The following is a 13,157-nucleotide window of genomic DNA, read 5'->3' as shown; positions in this document are numbered from 1 at the left end:
TCTATTTATTAAAATCGCTCAATAGAATAGAAAAATCCAGTTTAATTTTATTTATAATATACATTAATTTTAATCTAATATATGAAAAAAATAAAGAGGATAAGAAGAATTTATGATATTTTTTGAAACTATTTGACTAAAATTAGAATTTAAAATATCTTTTGTGTAAAATGAAAACGTTTAGGGTATTAATTATACGTAAGATAAATAGAAATAAAATTAAAAAAGATGTATAATGAAAAAAAGAAATTAATACATAAAACAAAATTAGTAAAAATAACGAAGAGAGAGTGATTTTTATGAAGAAGGTATTAAAAATTTTAGTAGGTATTCTTGTAGTGATTGCATTGGCGATGGGTGGAGTTTTTTATGCATTGCAGCCAGAAGGTGGAATGAGCTTTGATAATACAGGAAACCGAGAGATAACTAAAGAAGATATTGTGAAAATGGGATTACTTCAGAGTTTAAAATTCAGTAGAGAAACAGAAAGCTTTGAAGGAAGTATAAATTTAACAGCAGAGGACGTAAGCAACATAGTTTATACATTTATGAAAAATTACGAAGATGATATGATGTCTAATGATATAAAAATAGAAGATAATAAATTAATGGTAACTGTTCCTGTTGAAGTAGAATTTTTAAAAACTAAAGCTACAGTAAGTGTAGTGCCATCTGTAGAAAATGGGTCACTAGTTGTTACTGTAGATAATATTAAGGTTGGAAAAATCAATGTTCATGGTGGACTTCTTGCAAAGATAATGGCTTCACAAAAGAGCGAAATTCCATTTGAAATGAGAGATAGATCAATTATAATCCCTCCAGAAACATTGAAACCTATAAATCTTACAGGAATAAAGATTGAAAACAACGAAATAAAAGCTGATATGCGGGTTACTTTAAGAGATGCGATGCAGTGTGCTTATGACATATTAGTTCAATATGGAAACTCTTTAAAACCAGCAGCATAGTATAAAAATCTAAAGAATTAATAAAAAACAGTTTGAATAGTAAAATAACTACTCAAACCTTTTTTTTATATGATATAATCTTTTCTAAGGATTCAAAATAAAATTAAAAAGAAAGAGGATTGAAAGGAGATAAAATGAAGAATTTTAAGTCATACGCTATTTCATTTATAATAACTGCGGTGTATGCGTTTGTAAAATTACCAGTGCTTAGAGTAGATTTTACGTCTTTATACTATGTGCTTGCGATGTTCTTTGTAATTGCTGGAATACTTAATATGGTATTTGACAGAGAAGAACAGAGATTTACTATTACAAACAAAACGAATTTTAAAATAGCTATAGGTATTTTAGCAATTGCAGTTGTTTTACCGACTTTAGCATCTACACCAATTATAAGAGCTAAGGCATACAGAAACTTACTTGGTACTGTTAAAGAAAGTGAATTTACAAAGGATGTCAGCCCTGTAAATGTAAATGAGATAAGAATAGTCGATGAAGAGATGGCTATGAAGCTAGGAGATAAAAAATTAGGTGAGGTACCAGCAATAGGGAGTGTATCTAAACTAGGCAAATTCCACATACAGAAAGTTGGAGAAAAACTTTACTGGGTAGCACCTCTAGTTCATAGAGATTTTATAAAATGGGTAACAAATATGAGTGGTACAAATGGATACGTTATGGTATCTGCAAATGACCCTCAAGACGTTAAACTTGTTCAGAAAGCAAATGGCGAAGATATAAAAATAGTATATCAGCCAGATGCGTACATACTTCAAGATTTACACAGACACGTTTATATAAATGGTGGTATGAGTAAAGGTATGGCAGATTATACATTAGAAATAGACGATAATGGTAAACCATATTGGGTAGTTTCTCTTTATGAACATAAAGTAGGATTTGGAGGAGCTAATGTAAACGGAACTGCTATAGTCGATGCGAAAACAGGAGAAACTAAATTCTACTCTATAAAAGATACTCCAGAATGGGTAGATAGAATTCAGCCAGAAAGTTTTGTAGTTGATCAGATAAACAGTTGGGGAGTTTATGTAAATGGATTTATAAACTCAGTAATATCTGAAAAAGGTGTATTAAAAGCTACAGAGGGAACTTCTTTAGTGTACGGTGAAGATAATAAATCATACTGGTACACAGGCATAACTTCAGCAGGTGGAGATGAATCTACTATAGGATTTATGCTTGTTGATTCAAGAACTAAAGAAGCAAAACTTTATAAACAGCCAGGTGCAACAGAAATGGCTGCTATGAAATCAGCAGAAGGTAGTGTTCAAGAAAAGAACTATGAAGCAACATTCCCAGTTATGTACAATATATTAGGACAGCCAACATATGTATCATCACTAAAAGATAAAGCTGGTCTTGTTAAGAGAATTGTATTTGTATCTGTTGAGGACTACAACATAGTTGGAGTAGGACGGGATAAGGCTGAAGCTATGAAAAACTACAAAGATGCGTTAGAATCTGGTGGAAGCAGCTTAGAAATAGACGAATCTGATGAATTTGATAAAGAGCTAGAAGGTACTGTTAAGAGAATTGCTGCAGATACTAAAAACGGCAATACAGTATATTATCTGACTTTAGACACAGATGAAGGAAATATATTCTACGCAACTTCTAAAATTTCTAAAGAATTACCTCTTACTAAAGAAGGAGATAAAATAAAAATTACATTCTCTAAAGATGAAAAAGATGTTATAGAAATAGATGAGTTTGATAACTATAACATAGGTAAACCTGCTGAACAGAAAGAAGAAGCTAAGCCAGAAGATAAAAAATCAGAAGATAAAAAATCAGAAGAAAATAAATCTGAGAAAAAAGAAACTAAAGACAAAAGAACTACGGATAAAGTAGAAACAAAAGAGCAATAGTAAATAGGATACTGCTATAAAAACATTTTAATATGTTTTATAGCAGTATTTTTTTATTATAAAAAATTAAAAACTTTATAGCTAAAAATAAAATTATATAGATTTAAAGCGAAATCGTAAAAATAGTTTAGTTTATAAACAAAATTAGAGTATAGATTATATTTATATTAATAATCAAAATGTATAGATATAATCTATTTTATTTTTTGTGTTAATTATAATAATCTATATATTGTAGCATAATAAAATAAGGGGGGTATTTTTTTATGAATACTAAAAAATTGACATTTAGTGCTATGTGTGTTGTTGTAAACCTTGTATTAGGAACTGTTATGGGTATGATACAGATACCTCTTCTATTCCTTGATACTATAGGTACTATACTTGGTGCAGTTGTACTTGGACCATTATGGGGTGCTTTAATAGGTGGATGTAGTAACCTTGTACTAGGTGTTATATCAGATCCTACAAACATACCATTCGCAATAGTTAACATAGCTACTGGTCTTATAGTAGGGTTCATGGCTAAAAAAGGAAACTTTGGTTACAAAAAGGCTATCATAACAGGTATTATACTTGCTGTAGTTTGTCCTATGATAGGAACACCTATATCAGTTTATATGTTCGGTGGACTTAGCGGAAGTGGAGCTGACTTATTAGTTGGAGCATTTTTACAGGCAGGACAGCAGATATTCACAGCAGCATTTATACCAAGAATATTAAGCAATATAGTTGATAAACCATTATCTTGTTTATTAGTTGTATTATTTATATCTAAAATGCCTAAGAATTTCCTTGCTCAGTTTAAATCACAGGAAAACTAAAGCTAGCAAGGAGTTTATAAAATCCTAAATAAATCTTTGCAAGCTAAAAAGAGTCATCTTATATACGTTAAAAAACGTTTTGAGAAGGCTCTTTTTTGTTGTAAAATCTAATTATGTAGAAATTTAAAAATTAAAATTTTTTGGAGGTAATAAATTATGAAGGATATTATACTTGTATCTCATTGTATGTTAAATACTTTTTCTAAGGTAGAAAGTTTTGGAGAGGAAGAAGGAAGAGAAGAAGCAAGAAGAAAGGTAATGAAAACAATTATAGAAAATGGAATTGGGATAATTCAGCTACCATGTCCAGAGCTTATAATGTATGGAACAAAGAGATGGGGACACGTTAAAGACCAGTTTGACACACCTCATTTCAGAAACGTATGTAGATGTGAATTTGAAATATACTTACAGCAGCTACAGGAATATATAAACAACGGCTACAATATAATAGGAATATTAGGTATAGATGGAAGTCCATCTTGTGGAGTAGACCTTACTTGTGTTGGAGATTGGAGAGGAGAAATAGGAAGTAATCCAAATCTTAGACAGACAATAGACAGCATAAAATACATAGGAGAAAAGGGAGTACTTATGGACGAAATTTCAAAAATACTTTCTGAAAATGGAATAGAATTAGAAATGTTCGGATTCCAGACAGAAACAGCGGATAAAATCTGTGAAAGAATAGAAAACGCTGTCAAATAAAAAAATAATAAAAAATAAGGTGTAATAAATATTTTTTACATAAATTTTAAAATTTTCAGAAAAAAAGTTGCAATATTGGAAATAATATGTTTTAATATACTTATCAAAAAAAAACAGAATAATAAACCAAGGTAGAGGCGCTATTGTTCAATAGTATCTAGAGGAGTTGGCAGACGTTGAATTTAGAGAAAGGGGATATAGCCGAAGATAGAATGTATGGCAATAATTCTTTCTGGGCCTGTATATAACATATGCAGGACTGTCGCTTTAATAAGTGTTGAGCTACAAGGTTACTTTGTATGAATACAGCGGTTCAAAGTTTCCTTTGGACCGTTTTTTTATTAGAAATAAAGTAAAGGGCGATATATTTGGCAAAATTATAGAAATTTGCAAAAGGTTTTTATTATTCATTAGGAGGTAAAAGAATGAGTGTAGTTGTACAGAAATACGGTGGAAGCTCTGTTGCCGACACTGACAAAATTAGAGCAATAGCAGAGGGAATAATAGAAAGAAAGAAAACTGATCCTAACATAGTAGTAGTTGTTTCAGCTATGGGAAAAACTACTGATGGATATATAAATATGGCTAAATCAGTAACAGATAAACCTTGTAAAAGAGAACTAGATGCTCTTTTATCAACTGGTGAAATGATATCAGCTTCAATGCTTGCCATAACTTTAGAAGCTCTAGGCTGCAAAGCTATAAGCTACAATGCTTACCAGTTAGACATACATACTAGTGGAAATCATGGAAAATCATTAATAGATGATATAAATGTTGATAGAATACAGGAAAGTTTAGATGAGGGATATGTAGTAGTAGTTACTGGATTCCAGGGAATTAATGACGAAGGAGATATCACTACTCTAGGAAGAGGAGGATCTGATACTTCAGCGGTTGCATTAGCAGTTAAATTAAACGGAAAATGTGAAATATATACAGACGTAGATGGAGTGTACTTCACAGATCCAAGAGCATATGCAGATGCTAAAAAACTTGATGAAATAGAATACGAAGAAATGCTAGAACTTGCAAGCTTAGGTGCAAAAGTTATGCATTCAAGAAGTATAGAACTTGCTCAGAAATATGGAGTAGAAGTATATGTAGGACGTACATGTGGAACAGTAAAAGGAACATACATAAGAGGAGGAAAAAACATGAAATTAGAAGATAAAGTAATAACAGGAATAGCAACAAGTGATGCAGATAGCTCAATAACAATAAAAGAATTAGATATGGACAACGTATCAGCTCTATTTGAAGATATAGCAAATAAATCTATAAGCGTGGATATGATAAGCCAGACAGCTCCAATAGATGGAAAATTAAACGTATCATTCACTATACCAAAAGATGAAGTAGATGAATGTATAGAATTAGCTAAAAAATACACTTCAGATGAAAATGTAGCTGTAGACAACGAAATAACTAAATTCTCACTAGTAGGACTTGGAATGAAACACACTTCTGGTGTTGCTTCAAAGGTATTTAGAATATTCAAAGAAAACAATATAAGAGTAAAATTAATAACAACATCAGAAATAAGAATAACTTGCGCAATAAATACTTCAGACAAAGAAGTAGCTATACAGAAAATGTGCGAAGAATTTAATGTATAAGAGAAATTGAAAGAAAGTAGGGAATAGGATATGAAACTTCATGGGAGTATGGAAATAAAAAACGACGAACTTTATATTGGTGGTGTAAATTGCCTAGATATGGTAAAAGAATACAAAACACCTCTTTATGTATTTGACGAGCAGCTTATAAGAGATAATTGTAGAGAATACAGAAAATATTTTAAAGCTGAAGAAAATGGAAATAGGGTAGCATATGCAGGTAAGGCATTTTTACCAGGGTATATGTGCAGACTTATAAAAGAAGAAAAGATGTGTCTTGATGTAGTATCTGGCGGGGAATTATACACAGCTCATAAATCAGGATTCCCAATGGAGAACATATTCTTCCATGGAAACAATAAAACTAGAGAAGAAGTTGAAATGGGTGTAGAGTATGGAGTTGGAAAATTCGTAGTTGATAACTTCTATGAATTAGATTTATTAGAAGAAATTTGCGAAAGAGAAGATAAAGTACAGGAAATATACTTCAGAATAACTCCTGGTATAGAAGCTCATACTCACGAGTATATAAAAACAGGACAGATAGATTCAAAATTCGGATTTGCACTTGTAAATGGAGATTTATATAATGCAATCGAAAAATTAAAAGAGTATAAAAGAGTTAAATTAGTTGGACTTCATGCACATATAGGTTCTCAGATATTTGAGCTTGAGCCATTCCTTGATGAAGTAGATGTTATGATGAAACTTGTTAAGGAAATAAAAGAAAACTATGGAATAGAGTTAACAGATGTAGATTTAGGTGGTGGAGTTGGTGTTTATTATACTGAAGAAGATAAACCAAGAGCTATAAAAGATTTCTGTGAAGCGATAATTGATAGAGCAGAAAAAACTTGTGCTGAGTTAGGTATGGAGGTTCCTCACCTTGTTATAGAGCCAGGTAGATCTGTAATCGCAAATGCAGGAAGTACTCTGTACACAATAGGTTCAATAAAAGATATTAAAGATGTTAGAGTGTATGTAAGTGTTGATGGTGGTATGACTGATAATATTAGACCATCTCTATATCATGCAGGATACGAATGTAGTATCGTAAATAAGATGAATGGAGATACAGAAAATAGAGTTACTATTGCTGGAAAATGCTGCGAAAGTGGAGATATACTGATAAATAATGTTGCAATTTCTGAGATAGAAAGTGGCGATATTTTAATTACTACATCAACAGGAGCTTATGGATATTCAATGGCTTCAAACTATAACAAAATACAGAAACCGGCTGTAATAGCTGTAAAAAATGGTGAAATAACACCAGTATGTAGAAGACAAACATTCGAAGATGTACTTGCTTTAGAATTATAAAACTTAGGGCTGTTGTAAATTGCAACAGCCTTTTTTAGAATAATCTTTTATGTTTAGTGAATATAGAGTAGTAAAAACATAAGCTTACCAATCCTTTGTTATTATGCGAATCATATGAGATATAGACAAACTTCTCTCCAGGCTTCGACGTGCGTGTAGGTAAATTATTTTGTTGTGATTAAAACGCACGTCTGCAGATTGTCGAGAGAGTTTTGTCTATATGACTCATATGCTACATATTTATATTATTATTGGTAAGCTTTTATTTTTTACTACTCTATACAATGCACTAAATTCATAAAAGGTTATGTCTAATAAAATAGGCTTGTTGCAAGTTTACAAGTAGCCCTAATTTTGTATACTTCTGAAGCTGCGTACATCGAGAATAGGAGAATATAGTTATATGCTTTGAAGGATGAGATACGGCACAGTTATTTATCTTGTCATTTTTTATTTTTATATGTTAAAATTATATTGAATAAGTAGGAGGGATATTATGAAGTTTAAAATAAAATTAATTGCACTTAGTATGGTTATGGCTCTTAGTTTGACTGCGTGTAAGTCTGGTGAGGGTACCGAGCTTTTTAATGATGGTCAGGTAGCTTTAGAGAAGCACGAGTATAAGACAGCTATGCAGAAGTTTTCAGATGTGCTAGAGGGCGATAGTGAGAACAAGGTTGCTAGAGATATGTACGGTCAGGCAATGAGAATGTTAAGAGTTGAAGAATATGAGAATGATGAAGAGTATGAAAAGGCATTAAAGGAAATAGAAAAGATTCTTCGGTTAAAGAATGGTTCTTCAAAGATAAAGAAAGAAGCTGAGCAGAAAAAGGCTGAGCTAGAGAAATTAGTTGAGAATTTAGATGCTGAGAGAGAAGAGAGAAAGCAGAATGCTAAGGAAGCTGCTAAGAATAATAAAGGTCAGGTAGAGTCTGATGCACTTCACTCAAATGCAACGCATCCAAACGCTAATAAGCCAGAGAAACCAGAGGATAATAGTAGTAGTTCAGGAGGAAGCTCATCAGGAGGTTCTTCAAGTGGAAATAGTGGAAGCAGCAACAATAGTGGAAATAGTGGAAACAGTGGAAACCAGTCAGGAGGAAGTTCTTCAGGTGGTTCATCTAATGAAGGAGGATCTTCAGGAGGAAATTCATCAGGGGGTTCTTCAAGTGGTGGAGAAAGCTCTGGAGGAGAATCAGCAGAATAGAAGGTATAAATTAGAAAGGAATTAAAATGAGAATAAATAAATACATAGCTTCGTGTGGAGTAGCTTCAAGAAGAAAAGCAGAAGAGCTTATAATTTCTGGGAGAGTTACTATAAACGGGGAGCTAATAACTGAATTATCTACAACAGTAGATGAAACAAAGGATATAGTAGAGGTCGATGGAGTGCCTATAAATCAGGAAGAAAAGAAGGTGTACATACTTCTTAACAAGCCTGAGGGATATATAACAACTGTAAAAGATCAGTTTGATAGACCAAGTGTGCTTGATATATTAAAGGATGTAGATGAGAGAGTTTACCCAGTTGGTAGACTTGACTACGAAACAAGTGGGCTTTTAATCCTTACAAATGATGGGGATTTAACTTACAAACTTACTCATCCTAAGCACGAGGTAGAAAAAACTTACTTAGCAATGGTAAATGGTATAATTACTCCTGAAGAAAAAAGACGTTTTGAAAACGGATTACAGATAGAGGATTACACAACTGCAAAGGCTAAGTTAAAAATCGTGAAGGTGAACGAGGAAAAGAACTATTCAGTTTGTAAGATTACCATTCACGAGGGAAGAAATAGACAGGTTAGAAAAATGTGCAAGGCTATAAATCATCCAGTGAGAAATCTTAGAAGAATTCAGATGGGAAGAATAAATATAAGAGGACTTGAAGTTGGAGAATATAGAAACCTAACTGATGAAGAAGTGGCATACTTAAAAACAGTAAAATAAATTACTATCTAAGAAAGATACAGTTCAGGTAGGTGGAATGAAGTTTACAATAGACTTCGATAAATAAAAATTTATAAAAATAAACAGAAACTTATAAAAGGGGCTTTTTTAAAGTCCCTTTTTCTATAGAAGTATTGATTAAATAAATGAATTAAATTTTAAATAAAGTAGATTAAACAATTGTATTAAATGTTTAAGTTGGTTATAATATAATGTGGAAAAAATAAAAAGATAAAGTGAAGTGATTATACGTAACAACTTTTGTTATTGTAGTTTTTTACGAAAAGAGATGGATATATGAAAAAGAGAAATAATTTTGACAATGTAAACAATATCGCCAAGATGTACATTAAAGAGGTCATTGGAGAAGGCGATGTTTGTATAGATGCAACTATGGGGAATGGATACGATACTGTATTTTTAGCTGAAATAGTTGGCGAAAATGGTAAGGTTTATGCTTTTGATGTTCAGGAAGAGGCGATAAAATCTACTGAAAAGAAAGTTAAAAAGCTTGAGTTTGAGGATAGGGTAGAGCTTATTTTAGATGGACACGAAAATATAAGCAACTATGTAAAAGATAGCATCAAGTGTGCGGTGTTTAATTTAGGGTATTTGCCAAGATGTGAGCATAGGATAATAACTAAGCCAGATACAACTATAGAGGCTATAAAGCAGTCGGTGGCATTGCTTGAGGAAAATGGAGTGGTTTGCGTTTCAATCTACACAGGTCATGAGGGTGGAATGGAAGAAAGAAATGCAGTATTTGATTACGCAGCAAATTTAGAGCAAAAGGAGTATAATGTATTTGAATCTAAGTTTATAAATCAAAAGAATAACCCACCATCGATAATATTAATAGAAAAGAAAAAACAGGTATAAAGAAAAATTTCTAAAAAAGTCGAAATATGATGAAAAAATTGCACTTATCCCTTAAAAATAATGGGATAAAGTGTTATAATATGGTAGAGAAATGAATCTTTATATATGTTCGATGTCAATATACAGAAAATTTGAATAGATGTATATTGAGTTGCATTCTTAATAAAAATAAAGATATAGGGTAAAAGGAGAAAGAAAAAATGGATGAAACATTAAAGGACAGTAAAAAGCTTATCTCAGATATACAGACACAGTATACTAGATTAAGTAAAGGTCAGAAGTTAATAGCACAGTATATACTAAATAATTACGACAAGGTTGCATTTATGACTGCCTGTAAATTGGGGGAAACTGTCGGAGTTAGTGAATCAACAGTTGTAAGGTTTGCAAATGCACTAGGATATTCAGGATATCCTAAACTACAGGCAGCTTTACAGGAATTAATAAAAAATAAATTGACTACAGTTCAGAGGGTTGAAATGGCAAACGACTACTCTGATGAAAATACAATACTTAACAAAATCCTAAAAGGGGATATAGACAACATAAGAGAAACTCTTGAAGAAATAGATGGAGAAGCATTCCAGGAAGCTATTTCTAGATTATTAAAAGCTAGAAAAATATACATACTTGGAATGAGAACATCATTTGTTGTTGCTCAGTACTTAGGATTCTACTTAGGAATAATACTAGATAATGTTCATACTGTAAGAATGGATATGGGAGATGCATTTGAACAGATAGTAAGAATTGGTGAAGATGATGTTGTAATAGCATTTAGTTTCCCAAGATATTCTAAAAAATCATTCCAGCTAGTAAAATATGCTAAGGAAAAAGGAGCACATGTAATATCTATAACAGATAGTTTATTTGCTCCAATAGCTTCAGAATCTGATAATACGCTAATAGTTAAGAGCAATATGGCATCATTTGTCGATTCTCTAGTTCCTGCTATGAGTGTTGCAAATGCACTAGCGGTAGCAGTAGGTATGAAGGAAAAAGAAGATATAAAAGAACATTTCGACGATTTAGAGCAGATGTGGGATAAATACGGAATGTTTGAATAAAAAATTTATATAAATTTTGGAGGTAGTGCTATGAAGAATTTTGACTATAATATTCCAACGAGAGTACATTTTGGTAAAGGACAGATATCTAAGTTAAGAGGAGAAGTTAAAAACTTTGGACACAATGTTCTTCTTGTATACGGTGGAAATAGTATTAAAAGAAATGGAATTTACGACCAGGTTATGGAACAGTTAAATGATTCTGATATCAATGTATTTGAGCTTTCTGGAATTGCTCCAAACCCAAGAATAGACTCTGCTAGAGATGGTGTTAAATTATGCAAAGAATGTAAGATAGATGTAATACTTGCAGTTGGTGGAGGTAGCGTAATCGACTGTAGTAAGCTTATAGCAGCTGGAGCGTTTTATGATGGAGATCCTTGGGATTTAGTACTAAAAAGCTCACTTATAAAAGAAGCACTTCCAATAATATCAGTACTTACTCTTTCAGCAACAGGTTCAGAAATGGATGGATTTGCTGTTATATCTAATATGGAAACAAATGATAAATTAGGTATGGGTGGAGAAATTTTAAAACCTAGAGTATCAATACTTGATCCTGAATACACATATACAGTGCCTGCAAACCAGACAGCTGCTGGAACTGCAGATATAATGAGCCACATTATAGAAACATACTTCCACGATGTTGAAGGGGCTTATTTACAGGATAGATTCGCTGAATCACTATTAAAAACTTGTATAGAATTTGGACCAATAGCTGTTAAAGAGCCAGAAAATTATGATGCAAGAGCAAATTTAATGTGGGCAGGCTCTCATGCAATAAATGGTATGATTTCTTACGGAACAGATGTAGGTTGGTCAGTTCATCCAATGGAACACGAATTAAGTGCATACTATGATATAACTCATGGTGTTGGACTTGCAATCCTTACTCCAAGATGGATGAAACACATATTAAGCGACAAAACAGTAGGTAAATTTGTCGATTACGGTGTTAATGTATGGGGAATTGATTCTTCATTAGATAAATTTGAAATAGCTAATATGGCTATTGAAAAGACTTATGATTTCTTCGCAAGTATAGGAATACCAATGAATTTAAGAGAAGTTGGTATAGATGAAGAAAACTTAGAAGTTATGGCTGAATTTGCATCTAAAAGAGGTGCAAAATATGGATATGTATCTCTAAGCAAAGAAGATGTATTAGAAATATATAAAATGAGTTTATAGAATAGAAAGAAAGGGTGTTTAAGCATCATCACTCCAGGCTTCGACGATTTTTCTTATCTAGTTCGAACTCCGTTCGAAGCTAAAGAAAAAATCGTCTGTAGATTGTCGTTGATGATTGCTTAAAACACCCTTTTCTCTATATTATTACTGAGCCGCAGATATATCCGCAGTCCCATTTTTCAAATCCTTTAAAGTCAAATTTGCTAGATGGATGTTTAAATACAACTCCGCATCCCATATCGTCTATGTTTACAAATGGTGGAAAATCGTAATCTAATACATCTACCTTTTCTACATCGTCTTTAAATTCTTCTATATTTCCATAAATTTCCTTTTGAAACTCAGCTATTGTCAAAAACTTTCCACATACTAAGAAATCAACAGACAATTTATGGTCGTTTACGTTTTCATCTGGGCAAGATTCTATCTCTTCAACTCTAACTTTTAAAATATCTACACCGATATTTTCAAAAAATTGTTTGTGAGTTAGGTGTAGGCTGCGTTTAAATTTTTCATTTAAATCAGCATCAATAGATAGATTATTTTCTTTATAAAATTCTTTAGTAGATTCTATGTCAAAATCTACTTTCCAAGGATATAAATCAAAAATCATAAATACCACCTCTTCAAAAATGTGATTTAATTTATAAAATAAACCAGGAAAATTTTTTCTTACTTCTTAATAATATTATACTACAAATATAAAACAATTTATATATATAAGAAGTTTAAAAGT

The 13,157-nt window shown here is 31.9% G+C and carries 12 protein-coding genes and 1 riboswitch; of the genes, 11 read left to right on the top strand and 1 reads right to left on the bottom strand.

What is annotated here, in order from left to right:
• The first annotated feature begins 299 nt into the window (after nucleotides 1-299).
• The 11 genes from KGNDJEFE_RS06520 to KGNDJEFE_RS06470 all read left to right on the top strand — a co-directional run bounded on the left by KGNDJEFE_RS06520 (nucleotide 300) and on the right by KGNDJEFE_RS06470 (nucleotide 12,421).
• A complete protein-coding gene (locus tag KGNDJEFE_RS06520; protein WP_006440305.1) occupies nucleotides 300-968 on the top strand; it encodes a hypothetical protein in 669 nt (222 codons plus the stop codon).
• A gap of 134 nt (nucleotides 969-1,102) precedes the next feature.
• Nucleotides 1,103-2,857: a hypothetical protein gene (locus tag KGNDJEFE_RS06515; RefSeq protein ID WP_006440306.1), complete on the top strand. Its 1,755-nt coding sequence runs from the start codon at nucleotides 1,103-1,105 to the stop codon at nucleotides 2,855-2,857.
• Nucleotides 2,858-3,123: 266 nt separating this feature from the next.
• A complete protein-coding gene (locus KGNDJEFE_RS06510) occupies nucleotides 3,124-3,681 on the top strand; it encodes a CD3073 family putative ECF transporter S component (protein ID WP_006440307.1) in 558 nt (185 codons plus the stop codon).
• A 156-nt stretch (nucleotides 3,682-3,837) separates the two neighbouring features.
• Nucleotides 3,838-4,389 (top strand): CD3072 family TudS-related putative desulfidase, encoded by a 552-nt coding sequence (locus tag KGNDJEFE_RS06505; protein WP_006440308.1) that lies wholly within the window; start codon nucleotides 3,838-3,840, stop codon nucleotides 4,387-4,389.
• 124 nt (nucleotides 4,390-4,513) lie between these two features.
• Nucleotides 4,514-4,682, top strand: a riboswitch (Lysine riboswitch).
• A gap of 132 nt (nucleotides 4,683-4,814) precedes the next feature.
• Nucleotides 4,815-6,008: an aspartate kinase gene (locus KGNDJEFE_RS06500; RefSeq protein ID WP_006440309.1), complete on the top strand. Its 1,194-nt coding sequence runs from the start codon at nucleotides 4,815-4,817 to the stop codon at nucleotides 6,006-6,008.
• 30 nt (nucleotides 6,009-6,038) lie between these two features.
• The gene (gene lysA / locus KGNDJEFE_RS06495) at nucleotides 6,039-7,331 is read left to right on the top strand and encodes a diaminopimelate decarboxylase (protein WP_006440310.1); all 1,293 of its coding nucleotides are present in this window, start codon (nucleotides 6,039-6,041) and stop codon (nucleotides 7,329-7,331) included.
• 496 nt (nucleotides 7,332-7,827) lie between these two features.
• Entirely contained in the window at nucleotides 7,828-8,538 is a 711-nt protein-coding gene (locus tag KGNDJEFE_RS06490) for a hypothetical protein (protein ID WP_006440311.1), read from the top strand.
• Between the two features lie 26 nt (nucleotides 8,539-8,564).
• Nucleotides 8,565-9,281 (top strand): pseudouridine synthase, encoded by a 717-nt coding sequence (locus KGNDJEFE_RS06485; RefSeq protein ID WP_006440312.1) that lies wholly within the window; start codon nucleotides 8,565-8,567, stop codon nucleotides 9,279-9,281.
• Between the two features lie 297 nt (nucleotides 9,282-9,578).
• The gene (locus KGNDJEFE_RS06480) at nucleotides 9,579-10,160 is read left to right on the top strand and encodes a tRNA 5-(aminomethyl)-2-thiouridylate-methyltransferase MnmM (RefSeq protein ID WP_006440313.1); all 582 of its coding nucleotides are present in this window, start codon (nucleotides 9,579-9,581) and stop codon (nucleotides 10,158-10,160) included.
• Between the two features lie 200 nt (nucleotides 10,161-10,360).
• Complete coding sequence (locus tag KGNDJEFE_RS06475; RefSeq protein ID WP_006440314.1) at nucleotides 10,361-11,227, top strand: MurR/RpiR family transcriptional regulator; 867 nt, start codon at nucleotides 10,361-10,363, stop codon at nucleotides 11,225-11,227.
• A 30-nt stretch (nucleotides 11,228-11,257) separates the two neighbouring features.
• Nucleotides 11,258-12,421, top strand: a complete 1,164-nt coding sequence (locus tag KGNDJEFE_RS06470; protein WP_006440315.1) for an iron-containing alcohol dehydrogenase — start codon at nucleotides 11,258-11,260, stop codon at nucleotides 12,419-12,421.
• 136 nt (nucleotides 12,422-12,557) lie between these two features.
• Here KGNDJEFE_RS06470 and KGNDJEFE_RS06465 read toward each other — a convergent pair whose 3' ends face one another.
• A complete protein-coding gene (locus KGNDJEFE_RS06465) occupies nucleotides 12,558-13,034 on the bottom strand; it encodes a hypothetical protein (RefSeq protein WP_006440316.1) in 477 nt (158 codons plus the stop codon).
• Between the last annotated feature and the right edge of the window lie 123 nt (nucleotides 13,035-13,157).

It is taken from the genome of Peptacetobacter hiranonis (assembly GCF_008151785.1).
In the GTDB taxonomy this organism is placed as follows: Bacteria; Bacillota; Clostridia; order Peptostreptococcales; family Peptostreptococcaceae; genus Peptacetobacter; species Peptacetobacter hiranonis.
Note: the sequence above shows the minus strand (reverse complement) of the source record. Positions and strands in the feature narration are given on the sequence as shown.

Excerpts from the sequence above, each read along its gene's own strand:
- KGNDJEFE_RS06520 (WP_006440305.1), top strand. The coding sequence starts at position 300 with ATGAAGAAGGTATTAAAAATTTTAGTAGGTATTCTTGTAGTGATTGCA.
- KGNDJEFE_RS06515 (WP_006440306.1), top strand. The coding sequence starts at position 1,103 with ATGAAGAATTTTAAGTCATACGCTATTTCATTTATAATAACTGCGGTG.
- KGNDJEFE_RS06510 (WP_006440307.1), top strand. The coding sequence starts at position 3,124 with ATGAATACTAAAAAATTGACATTTAGTGCTATGTGTGTTGTTGTAAAC.
- KGNDJEFE_RS06505 (WP_006440308.1), top strand. The coding sequence starts at position 3,838 with ATGAAGGATATTATACTTGTATCTCATTGTATGTTAAATACTTTTTCT.
- KGNDJEFE_RS06500 (WP_006440309.1), top strand. The coding sequence starts at position 4,815 with ATGAGTGTAGTTGTACAGAAATACGGTGGAAGCTCTGTTGCCGACACT.
- lysA (WP_006440310.1), top strand. The coding sequence starts at position 6,039 with ATGAAACTTCATGGGAGTATGGAAATAAAAAACGACGAACTTTATATT.
- KGNDJEFE_RS06490 (WP_006440311.1), top strand. The coding sequence starts at position 7,828 with ATGAAGTTTAAAATAAAATTAATTGCACTTAGTATGGTTATGGCTCTT.
- KGNDJEFE_RS06485 (WP_006440312.1), top strand. The coding sequence starts at position 8,565 with ATGAGAATAAATAAATACATAGCTTCGTGTGGAGTAGCTTCAAGAAGA.
- KGNDJEFE_RS06480 (WP_006440313.1), top strand. The coding sequence starts at position 9,579 with ATGAAAAAGAGAAATAATTTTGACAATGTAAACAATATCGCCAAGATG.
- KGNDJEFE_RS06475 (WP_006440314.1), top strand. The coding sequence starts at position 10,361 with ATGGATGAAACATTAAAGGACAGTAAAAAGCTTATCTCAGATATACAG.
- KGNDJEFE_RS06470 (WP_006440315.1), top strand. The coding sequence starts at position 11,258 with ATGAAGAATTTTGACTATAATATTCCAACGAGAGTACATTTTGGTAAA.
- KGNDJEFE_RS06465 (WP_006440316.1), bottom strand. The coding sequence starts at position 13,034 with ATGATTTTTGATTTATATCCTTGGAAAGTAGATTTTGACATAGAATCT.